The organism is Devosia elaeis (assembly GCF_001650025.1).
In the GTDB taxonomy this organism is placed as follows: domain Bacteria; phylum Pseudomonadota; class Alphaproteobacteria; order Rhizobiales; family Devosiaceae; genus Devosia; species Devosia elaeis.
Map to the genome: position 1 here is coordinate 80,081 of NZ_LVVY01000071.1, position 10,992 is coordinate 91,072.

A 10,992-nucleotide genomic window follows, 5' to 3' on the forward strand; every position below is an offset into this window, starting at 1 on the left:
CTGGGGCAGTTTTACCCGGTGCCGCGCTTTCAAGCCGGGGCCCTTATGCCCATCTAAAGCCGCCGGAAACGGCCAATTTCCTTGGGGTTTCCACCCCATTCCGCTAGAACGGAACTTGAGTTTTAACGACTGATTCGGACCCTATGAGCGACAGCGAAAACCCGATCCCCACCGAATATGGCGCCGACAGCATCAAGGTGCTGAAAGGCCTCGATGCCGTGCGCAAGCGCCCGGGCATGTATATCGGGGATACCGACGACGGTTCGGGCCTGCATCACATGGTCTATGAGGTGGTGGACAACGCCATCGACGAGGCCTTGGCGGGCCATGCCGACCTCGTGACCGTGACCCTCAATGCCGATGGCTCCTGCACGGTGACCGACAATGGCCGCGGCATTCCGGTGGGCATCCACAAGGAAGAAGGCGTCTCGGCGGCCGAGGTCATCATGACCCAGCTCCATGCTGGCGGCAAATTCGACCAGAATTCCTATAAGGTTTCCGGTGGTCTGCATGGCGTGGGCGTGTCGGTCGTCAACGCGCTCTCGGTCTATCTCAAGCTCTCCATCCGCCAGAGCGGCAAGATCCACGAGATGAGCTTCACCCATGGCGTCGCCGATGCGCCGCTCAAGATCGTGGGCGAATATGAGGGGCGCTCGGGCACGTCGGTGACCTTCCTGCCCTCCACCGAAACCTTCACCATGGTGGAGTTCGACCTCAAGACGCTGGAGCATCGCCTGCGCGAGCTGGCCTTCCTCAATTCCGGCGTCCGCATCCTTTTGGCCGATCGGCGCCATCCCGAACCGATCGAGATCGAGCTCTTCTATGAAGGCGGCCTCGAAGCCTTCGTCCGCTATCTCGACAAGTCCAAGCAGCCGGTGATCGACACGCCGATCACCATGCGCTCGGAAAAGGACGGGATCACCGTGGAAGTGGCGCTGCAATGGAACGACAGCTACCACGAGAACGTGCTCTGCTTCACCAATAACATTCCCCAGCGCGATGGCGGCACGCATCTGGCCGGCCTGCGCGGCGCGCTGACGCGCCAGGTCACCGGCTATGCGACCTCCTCGGGCATCGCCAAGAAGGAAAAGGTCGAGCTTTCGGGCGACGATACCCGCGAGGGGCTGACCTGCGTGCTCTCGGTCAAGGTGCCCGATCCCAAATTCTCGAGCCAGACCAAGGACAAGCTGGTCTCCTCCGAAGTCCGGCCCGTGGTCGAGAACATCGTCAACGAAAAGCTCGGCCAATGGTTCGAGGAGCATCCCAACGAGGCCAAGACCATCGTGGGCAAGGTGGTGGAAGCCGCCGCCGCCCGCGAGGCCGCCCGCAAGGCGCGCGAGCTGACCCGCCGCAAGGGGGCGCTGGAAATCTCCTCGCTGCCCGGCAAGCTGGCGGACTGCCAGGAACGCGACCCGGCCAAGTCCGAAATCTTCATCGTCGAGGGCGACTCGGCCGGCGGCTCCGCCAAGCAGGGCCGCGACCGCTCCAACCAGGCCGTGCTGCCGCTGCGCGGCAAGATCCTCAATGTGGAGCGCGCCCGCTTCGACCGCATGATCTCCTCCGACCAGGTCGGCACGCTGATCACCGCGCTCGGCACCGGCATCGGTCGCGAGGAATTCAATCCGGACAAGCTGCGCTACCACAAGATCATCATCATGACCGACGCCGACGTCGACGGCGCCCATATCCGCACCCTGCTTTTGACCTTCTTCTACCGGCAGACGCGCGAATTGATCGAGCGCGGCCATATCTACATCGCCCAGCCGCCGCTCTATAAGGCCACCCGTGGCCGCTCCGAGCTCTATCTCAAGGACGAGGAGGCGCTGGAGGATTACCTGCTGCAGGGTGGGCTGGAAGACGCCGTGTTCAAGACGCGCGACGGGGCCGAGCATGCCGGCCACGACCTTCTGGGCATTCTCCAGCAGGCGCGCGACATCACCAAGGCGATCAACAATCTCAATACCCGCTACAATCGCAACCTGGTGGAACAGGCCGCCATTGTCGGCGGGCTCGATGCCGATGCCATGGCCGATCCGGCCCGCAGCGCCGAGACGCTGACGCGCGTGGCCAATCGGCTCGACCGCATTTCCGACGAATTGGAGCGCGGCTGGACCGGCGCCATCACCGAGGACGAGGCCCTGGCCTTTTCGCGCACGGTGCGCGGCGTCACCGAGACCCATCAGATCGACCGCGCCCTGCTGCAAAGCGCCGATGCCCGCAAGCTGCGGTCCCTGGCCGAGCGGCTGGACGAATTGTTCGGCGGCGTGCCCACCCTGACCCGCAAGGGCGAGGCGATTCCCGTCTACGGGCCGTCCAGCCTGTTCAAGGCGGTGACCGATGCCGGCCGCAAGGGCGTGTCGCTCCAGCGCTACAAGGGCCTGGGCGAGATGAATGCCGAACAGCTCTGGGAAACCACGCTCGATCCCAATGCCCGCACCCTGCTGCGCGTCGAGATCGACCAGACCGACGAAGCCGACCAGATCTTCACCGCGCTGATGGGCGACCTGGTCGAACCGCGCCGCGACTTCATCCAGGACAATGCGCTCAACGTAAGCAATCTGGATGTCTAGCCCGCGGCCGCGATGCGGCAAAATCGCTCCGGTGGAGCGATTTTAGCGGGCTAGGCCATGAGAGCTGCGCTCGAATGGCAAGTGGGCCGCGAAGCGGCAAAATCTCTCCGGTGGAGAGATTTTAGGCGAGCAGGCCATGAGAGCTGCGCTCGAATGGCAAGTGGGCCGCGATGCGGCAAAATCGCTCCAGTGGAGCGATTTTAGCGGGCTAGGCCATGAGAGCTGTGCTCGAATGGCAGGCGGGCCTGCTGCGACTTTCAGCGCCTTCGGACACCGCAGCACCCTCTGAAGCGTTTCGCTCTGTCGATGCCCCCCCGCCGTCACCACCGGGCTTGTCCCGGTGGTCCATTGTCTCCCCAAGATGGATTGCCGGGACCAGCCCGGCAATGACGACGAAATCTAAATCGACGCACGAGGGTATTTCAGCAAATGGGCAAAACCCTCTAAAGTGGCTGCATCGATGAGGTCGGCGAAGACGTGAGGGGACCGCCATGCAGGGGATCGAGCTTTCACGCCGCTTCTATAACGACGTGGTCCGCCCCTGGCTCAGCGAGACTGCGCCCGACCTGCGCCATGCGGCGGCGCTGAGCTTCTATGGCTCGGAACTGCTCGGCTTCGATGACGAGACCTCGCGCGATCACAATTGGGGCCCGCGCGTGCAGCTCTTCGTCTCGCCCGAGGCCTTCGCGCAGCATGCGCGGCCCCTGGTGGATGCCTTTGCCGTTGCCGCACCGTCGCATTTTCTCGGCGAGCCGATCGGCTGGCGGTCCCGCCCCCATCCCCCGGCCGATCATGCGGGCGCCGCCGGCCATGTCGCGCATGGCCTGGAAATCCACACCATCGAGAGCAGTCTCGAAACCGGCCTCGGCATTGCCGGGCCGGAGACACTCGATCCGCTGGACTGGCTGGGCCTGTCCGAGCAGAAATTGCTCGCCTTCACCGCCGCGCCCCTGTTTCACGATGACGATGGCCGCCTGGGTGACATCCGCGCCGCCCTGGCCTATTTCCCCCGCGATGTCTGGCTCTACAAGATCGCCTGCCAATGGCGGCGCATCGCCGAGGAACAGGCCTTTGTCGGGCGCGCCGGCCAGGTGGGGGACGATCTGGGTTCCCGGGTGATCGCCGCGCGCCTGGCACGCGATGTCATGCGCATGGGCTTCCTTCTGGAGCGCCGCTATGCGCCCTATCCGAAATGGTTCGGCAGCGCCTTCGCGCGCCTGCCGCTGGCCAAGACGCTCGCCCCGCTCCTCGAACGGGCGCTGCTGGCCGCCGGCTGGCAGGCGCGCGGCGAAGCGCTGGCCGAGGCCTATCTCGTTCTGGCGCAACGCCAGATTGCCGATGGCATAGGCGGGGAATGCGAGCCGGTGATCGGCCCCTATTTCGAGCGGCCCTTCGCCACCATCAATGCCGACGACCTGGTCGCCGCCAGCATGGGCGCCATCGCCGACCCACGCCTGTCCGGGCTCCCCATCATCGGCTCGCTGGACCAGGTCAGCGACGCGACGCCGGTGTTGACCGATACTGCTGGCTCCAGGCGGATGATGGAGGCACTGCTGGGCGGAAGCGAGCAGTAAACCTCACCCTCGCAATGAGGTCCTCCCGGAGGCTGTTCCACCCTCCGGATCGCTTCCCGATGAGCTGGACGCGGCGGCGCTTTTGCTCCCCTCCCCCTTGAGGGGAGGGGCCGGGGGTGGGGGTCCATCGTCGGCCACCGGACGCCCCCCTCCCCATCCCTCCCCTCAAGGGGGAGGGGGCGACGGAGCCGCTCGGTAAAAACCAACACCTAAAGCCGCGAAACGAGATAATCGGCGATCACGGCGCTCTTGCGGCTCAGCGGCACCCCGGTTTCCACGAATATGCCGCGCACATTGGCCCGCTGGGCCGCCAGGATATCGGTGTCGAGCTGGTCGCCGAGCATGATGGCGCCTTCCGGTCCGACGCCCAGCCGCGCCAGCGCCGTCTCGATGATGGCCGGGCCCGGCTTGCCCATATAGAGCGGATCGACGCCCGAAGCGGCGGCGATGGATTGCGCGATGGCGCCTGCGCCCGGCTCGAAACCGTCGGCAATGGGCCGGATCAGGTCCGGATTGGTGCCGATCAGCGCCGCCCCGCCCAGCACATTGCGCAGGGCCGTCTTCATCATCTGGTAGTCGAACTGCCGGTCGAGCGCCACCAGCACGATTTCCGCATCCTCTTCGGCCAGCACGAAGCCGGCTTCGTCCAGGCGTCGCTTGAGCGCGGGCGAGCCGATGCAATAGGCCCGGGTGCCGGCCGGGTAATGTGCCTGCACATGCCCGAGCGCCACATCGGCCGAGGTGACCACCTGGTCGGGCGCGCAGGCAATGCCGAGGCGGCCGATCTTGTCGGCGAATTCCGCGGCCGATTTCTCGGCATTATTGGTGACGAAACAATAGGGCAGGCCCTGTTCCCGCCAGCGCCCGAACCGTTCGGCCGCGCCGGGCACCGCGGTCTCGCCGCGATAGACGATGCCGTCGAGATCGGAGAGCACGGCGGAAAAATCCAGCTCGTCGATGGAGCCGAGGCGCTTCGGCGCGGCGGAGGCATTCATGCCGGCTTGCCTTTCAGATTGGGGTCGAGCCTGTCGCGCAGCCAGTCTCCCACCAGGCTGATGGCGAGCGTGGTGAGGAAGATGACCACGCCGGCCGGAATGCCGATCCACCAGGCGGTGGCCAGGTAATTGCGCCCCTCGCCCAGCAGCAGGCCCAGGCTCGTGCCCGGCGGCTGCACCCCCAGCCCCAGGAAGGACAGCGAGGTTTCCAGCAGGATGATTTCGGGGAAATTGAGCGTGACCTGCACCATGATGACGCCCATCATATTGGGAAGAACGTGGCGGATGTAGACCTTTGCGGGATGCACGCCAAGGGTGCGGATGGCAAAGGCATAGCCCTGGCCATTGGTGGAGAGCACCAGCCCCCGCGCGATACGCGCATAGCCGTCCCAGCCGAAGAGACCGATCAGCACCACCAGCAGCACGAAATTATTGCCGAAAAAGGCCAGGACGGCCAGGGCGACGATGAGGAAGGGGATCGCCGCCTGGAAATCCACCAGCATCATGATGAAATCGTCGACCCAGCCGCGGAAATGCGCCGCCACGATCCCCAGCACCGTGCCGACGCAGGCGCCGATCAGCGTGCCCATCAGGGCGATGAGAATGCTGGTGCGCATGGCATAGATGACCCGGCTCAGCACGTCGCGGCCCAGATTGTCGGTGCCCAGCAGATATTCGGGCAGGCCGCCCAGGGCCGCCGGCGGCTGCAGGCGCTTGAGCAGGCTCTGGTCGGCATAGCCATAGGGCGCCAGGAATTCGGCGAACAGGGCCATGGCCACCACCAGGGCGAGCCAGGCCAGCGACAGCCCGATCAACAGCGAGGGCCGGGATTTCCAGAGCCTGGTGAGCCAGCCGAAGCGCCTTGCGGGCAGGGCCATTGCGGAAAGATCGGTGCTGGTCATGCCTTGGCAACCCGTCGGTTATGCACTTCGATGCGCGGATCGAGCCAGCCATAGGCCAGGTCGACCATGAGATTGACCACTACCATGGTGAAGGCGATGAGCAGCACCACGGCCTGCACCACGGCCAGGTCGCGCTGGTTCACCGAATTGACCAGCAGCATGCCCAGGCCGGGCCAGGCGAACACGGTCTCGATGGTCACCGCGCCGCCGATCAGCCCGCCGATGCGCATGCCCAGCACCGTCACCACTGGAATGGCCGCATTGGGCAGGGCATGGCGCAGGATGCGCTTGTCATGGGCGATGCCCTTGGCCTTGGCCGTGCGCATGAAGGGCTGGTGCAGCACGTCGAGCATGGAGGAGCGGGTGAATCGGGCGATTGTGGCCGCCGCCGCCGTGCCCAGCGTCAGGGCCGGCATCAACAGGTGCCAGAAACTGCCGGTGCCCGAGCTGGGCAGCCAGCGCAGCGTCATCGAGAAGACGAGGATCAGGATGATGCCGAGGAAGAAATTGGGGATGCTGTGCCCCAATATGGTGAAGGACATGGTCAGCCGATCCACCCAGCTTCCCCGGAACAGGGCCGCGATGATGCCCGAGGGAATGCCCAGCACCAGGGTGATGAGCAGCGCGGTGAAGCCGAGCAGCAGCGTCACCGGCACCCGTTCCATCACCACGTCCAGCGCCGGCCTGCCGTCGCGGAACGAGGTGCCGAAATCGCCCTGCAACACCGCCGTGAGATAGGTCAGATATTGCTCGAGATAGGACCGGTCCAGCCCCCAGCGTTCGCGGAAGGTGGCGATGGCGGCGGGCGAGGCTTCGTCCGAGAGCATGATCTGGGCCGGATCGCCCGAAGCCCGCAACACGATGAACACGAAGCTGACGGTCAGCAGCAGGGTCAGGCTGCCGCGCGCCAGCTTGCTGAGAATGAAACCGGGATTCATGGCGTCCAGGCCCCCGTGCCGCCGGTCCAGCCGCAATCGACGATGGTTTTGCCCTCGATCACCCATTGGCGCAGATAGTGTTGATGGCCGCGATGGCTGGCTTGCAATGTTCGCGTTTCCACCGCCGGGGCCACGCCGAAGCGCGGGTCTTCGCCCACCAGGGCCTCCACCAGCGCCCGGCCTTCCGTGCCGTCCAGCGGCAGGCCCATGGATGTGAGGATGGTGGGGGCGATATCGGGCAACCAGCACGGCGTCTCCGACACGAAGCCGGCGCGATAGGCCGGACCCTGCGCCGCCAGCACGGTGGAAAGCTCACCCCGATTGAGCCCGCCATGCATGCCGCCGCCCGGCGTGATCCAGGCCGCGAACAGGCAGGCGTCGATATCGGGCCCCCAGTTTTCGGAACTGTCGCTGGCGCGCAGGGTGAAGCCCACATCGGCGCCGCGCTTATGGTCGTTGCGCACGGCGGCCCAGGGCAGGGCGCCTTCAATCGCCGCGCCGTTCTCCGCCGTGGCGAAGACCAGGCCGCAGAAATCCTGCTGCACCAGCCAGTCCACCACCCGCGCCTTGCCCTCATCGCTGCGATCATCGAGATAGATGCTGCTGAACGCGCCGATGGCGGCCCGGCCGAAGGCGGCGGGGATGATATCGAGCGTCTCGAGCTGCCGCGATCCGGTGATCTGGCCGTGATCGGACATGACCACGATGTTTTCCGGCCCGTTCCCGGCCCGCCACCAGTCGAGGATGCGGCCGAAATTGTCGTCTGTGATGCGCTGCGCCCTTTCGGTTTCCGGCGCGGTGATGCCGAAGCGGTGCGAGCTCGTGTCCGGCTCGTTCATCCAGAACACGCAGAAATCGGGTTGGTGGCGCGGATAGACCACCTCGATCAGGGCGCTGGTCGCGTAATCCATGCGCGCCCCGTTGGGGGCACCGGCATCCGGAATGGGCCCGAGCTGGGCCAGCACCGCCTCATGCAGGTCCGGGCTCGAAACCGGGACGCCGTGCATGGAAAAGACCGGCTGGCCCAGAGCGTGGGCGCTCGAATTCATCATCCGCGACGCGCCCTTGGTGGCGGTGCTGACCACGGCCATGCTGCGGCCGGCTTTGGCCAGACGCTGGCCCATGGTCTCGCGGTCGAGCAATTGCCCCGCCTGCGCCGCCAGCTCCAGATCTTCCCATTCGGAGGTGCGGAACAGGCCCTCGGGGCGCACCGCATGGATGAATTGATTGGCCACCACGCCATGCCCGCCCGGCGGACAGCCGGTCATGGTCGAGGTGACGGCGACGCGGGTTTCGCTGGGAAAGATCGAGCGGGAATTGATGAAATTGCTGCCCTCTTCCATGAAGCGCGCGAGGTTCGGCATCAGGTCCGCATTGGCGCGATCGCGGCGCAACCCGTCAAAGGTGATCAGCAGCGTCGATCCCTTGTTCATTTCATCGTCTCCATGATGTCCACGGCCAGCTTGACGTCGTTGACCAGCACGCCGCCAATGCCGGTTTTCGCCAGGTGCCGCAGATTGGCCGCCGCGCTGTCGCCGCCGGCGAAAGCCGTGCCCGGGCCGCCCGTGGTGACCCAGATGTCCGCGCCCAGCCCGCGCAATTCGGCCACCCGCTCCGCCGATACGTCCCGCTCCCAGAGCCGGATAATCGTCGCGCCGGCCGCCCAGAAGGCCACGGCATCCTCGGGAGAGGGGATGAAGCCGAGAATGTTCACCGCATCGGTGCCGGCAAAGAAGCGCACGGCGTCGAGGCTGTGGCATCCCGCCCAGATCCGGCGCCGCTGCGGGGCGGGGACGCTCTCGGCAATCGTCTGCCACAGCCTTTCCAGCGCCGGGCCGCTCTCGTCCTTGATGTCGAGCAGGACCGGTTTGCCCGCCGCCGCATAGGACAGCGCCTCGATGGCGGGGGCGATGCGCCCGCCCTGCGCATTGGCCAGGCTCATGAGCTCGGCGAAGGGCAGCGCGCTCACCTGTTCGCACCGGCCGAACAGCCGGTCGAGATCGGGATCATGCGCGCAGACGCAGATGCCGTCGCTGGAGAGCCTGATATCGGTCTCGATGGCGAAGGCGCCCGCCGCATAGGCGCCGTCCCAGCTCGCCGGCGTATTTTCGGGAAAATGGGCGCTGTCGCCGCGATGCGCGATGATCTTCATAATGTGGGAGCCCTGGTCATGATCCGGCGAAGGTCGTGAGGTCGCGTTGGCGCCGCTGGCGCGGCGTATCGGCGGGAATGGCCGCCAGCAATCTGCGGGTATAATCGTGCCGCGGCGCCGCAAAGAGCGTCCGCGCATCGCCGATTTCCAGCAGCCGTCCGGCATGCATCACCCCGACGCGATGGCTGATATGGCGGACCACCGAGAGGTCGTGGGAAATGAACATCAGCGACAGCTTCAGCCGCTCGCGCAGCTCCAGCAGCAGGTTGACGATCTGCGCCTGCACCGAGACGTCGAGCGCGCTCACCGCCTCGTCGCAGATCACCAGCCGCGGGTGCAGCACCAGCGCCCGCGCGATCACCGCGCGCTGCAATTGCCCGCCGGAAAGCTGATGCGGCAGGCGCTGGCCCATATTGCCCAGCCCCACCAGGGCCAGCATGTCCTGCGCCCGGTCGTCCGCTTCCGAACGGGACAGATTTTCATGCGTGGTCAGCGCCTCGCGCACCTGGGCATGGATGGTCCAGCGCGGATCGACCACGGCGGCGGGGTTCTGGAACACCACCTGCACCTGCCGGCGCTGCCGGCGCCAGGCGGCCGAGCCCACAGGCGCATAGGTCTCGCCCCAGAACGAGATGCTGCCGCTGGTCGGCGCCTCGATGCCGGCCACCATGCGGCCCAGCGTCGACTTGCCGCTGCCGCTTTCGCCGACAATGCCGAGCGTCTCGCCCTCGGCGATCTCGAAGCTCGCGCCGTCCACCGCGCGGAAGGTTTCGGCCGGGCCGAACAGCCGCCGCCCGGTGGCATAGGTCTGCACCAGGTTGCGGGCGACGAGGCCTTTTGTCGGGCTGGCATTCATGGCGCCAGGGCTCCGGCCATGTGGCAGGCCACGGCGCGCGATCCGTCCCCGGCCAAGGCCGGTTCGACGGCGCAGCGCGCATCGGCCAGCGGGCAGCGCGGCGCGAAATTGCAGCCTTCGGGACGCGAAGAGGGGGCCGGCACCGTGCCCTTGACCGCTTCCAGCATCGTGCCGGGCTCACGGTTGAAGCCGATGCGGCAGGCCATCAGTGCCCGCGTATAGGGGTGGCGCGGATCGTCGAACAAGGTATCGACCGGCCCGGTCTCCACGATCCGCCCGGCATACATCACCGCCACGCGGTCGGCGATTTCCGCCACCACGCCTAGGTCGTGAGTAACGAAGACGATGGCAAGGCCCAGCTCGGCCTGGAGGTCCCGCAACAGCCGCAGGATTTGCGCCTGGATGGTGACGTCGAGCGCCGTGGTCGGTTCGTCCGCGATCAGCAGCTTCGGCTTGCAGGCCAGGGCCATGGCGATCATCACCCGCTGGCACATGCCGCCGGAAAGCTGGTGCGGATAGTAGAGCTTGTGGCGCTCCACCTTGGGAATGCCCACCTGGTCCAGCAGCTCGACCACGCGCCGCTCCACCGCCGCGCCGCGCAGATCGGTATGGGCCCGGATCGCTTCGGCGATCTGGATGCCGACCCGCTTGACCGGGTTGAGCGCCGCCATCGGGTTCTGGAAGATCATCGTGGCCGCGCGGCCGCGAATGGCATTGATGACGCGCTCCGGCGCCGAAAGGGTTTCGGTGCCGAACAGGCGAACCGAACCGCTGGCTTTCAACCCGTCATCGAGCAGGCCGAGCGCGGCCATGCAGGTGAGGCTCTTCCCGCAGCCGCTTTCGCCTACCAGGCACAGCGTTTCCCCCGGCATGACGGAAAGATCGACCGCCTCCACCAGGTCCACCGGCCCGGCCGAGACACGCAGATCGGCGATCCGCAGCACCGGCTCGGCGTTCTCGGCGTGCCGGGGCGGCGGGGAGGCGGCAACAATGCCGCCTCCCGCC

General features: G+C 66.4%; 9 protein-coding genes. 2 read left to right on the top strand and 7 right to left on the bottom strand.

Annotated features, from left to right (window positions below):
- Nucleotides 1-143: 143 nt before the first annotated feature.
- Nucleotides 144-2,570: a DNA topoisomerase (ATP-hydrolyzing) subunit B gene (gyrB, locus tag A3840_RS06665; RefSeq protein ID WP_067453770.1), complete on the top strand. Its 2,427-nt coding sequence runs from the start codon at nucleotides 144-146 to the stop codon at nucleotides 2,568-2,570.
- Between the two features lie 491 nt (nucleotides 2,571-3,061).
- Nucleotides 3,062-4,144 (top strand): DUF4037 domain-containing protein, encoded by a 1,083-nt coding sequence (locus A3840_RS06670; RefSeq protein ID WP_067453773.1) that lies wholly within the window; start codon nucleotides 3,062-3,064, stop codon nucleotides 4,142-4,144.
- A gap of 209 nt (nucleotides 4,145-4,353) precedes the next feature.
- Here A3840_RS06670 and A3840_RS06675 read toward each other — a convergent pair whose 3' ends face one another.
- From A3840_RS06675 to A3840_RS06705, 7 genes are all read right to left on the bottom strand, one after another.
- Nucleotides 4,354-5,139 carry an HAD-IIA family hydrolase gene (locus tag A3840_RS06675; RefSeq protein WP_067453775.1) on the bottom strand — a complete coding sequence of 262 codons (786 nt, stop codon included), beginning with the start codon at nucleotides 5,137-5,139 and terminating at the stop codon, nucleotides 4,354-4,356.
- Complete coding sequence (locus A3840_RS06680) at nucleotides 5,136-6,041, bottom strand: ABC transporter permease (RefSeq protein WP_109442290.1); 906 nt, start codon at nucleotides 6,039-6,041, stop codon at nucleotides 5,136-5,138. Before A3840_RS06680 ends, A3840_RS06675 begins: the two co-directional genes overlap by 4 nt.
- Nucleotides 6,038-6,979, bottom strand: coding sequence for an ABC transporter permease (locus A3840_RS06685; RefSeq protein ID WP_067453804.1), 942 nt, complete (start codon nucleotides 6,977-6,979; stop codon nucleotides 6,038-6,040). Before A3840_RS06685 ends, A3840_RS06680 begins: the two co-directional genes overlap by 4 nt.
- Nucleotides 6,976-8,412, bottom strand: a complete 1,437-nt coding sequence (locus tag A3840_RS06690) for an alkaline phosphatase family protein (RefSeq protein WP_067453776.1) — start codon at nucleotides 8,410-8,412, stop codon at nucleotides 6,976-6,978. The genes A3840_RS06685 and A3840_RS06690 overlap by 4 nt, the downstream gene beginning before the upstream one ends.
- Nucleotides 8,409-9,131: a glycerophosphodiester phosphodiesterase gene (locus A3840_RS06695; protein WP_067453782.1), complete on the bottom strand. Its 723-nt coding sequence runs from the start codon at nucleotides 9,129-9,131 to the stop codon at nucleotides 8,409-8,411. The genes A3840_RS06690 and A3840_RS06695 overlap by 4 nt, the downstream gene beginning before the upstream one ends.
- A 16-nt stretch (nucleotides 9,132-9,147) precedes the next feature.
- On the bottom strand, nucleotides 9,148-9,987 hold the full coding sequence (locus A3840_RS06700; RefSeq protein ID WP_067453785.1) for an ATP-binding cassette domain-containing protein: 840 nt from the start codon (nucleotides 9,985-9,987) through the stop codon (nucleotides 9,148-9,150).
- A partial coding sequence (locus A3840_RS06705) for an oligopeptide/dipeptide ABC transporter ATP-binding protein (protein ID WP_205633343.1) occupies nucleotides 9,984-10,992 on the bottom strand: 1,009 nt, incomplete at its 5' end. The genes A3840_RS06705 and A3840_RS06700, both read right to left, overlap by 4 nt.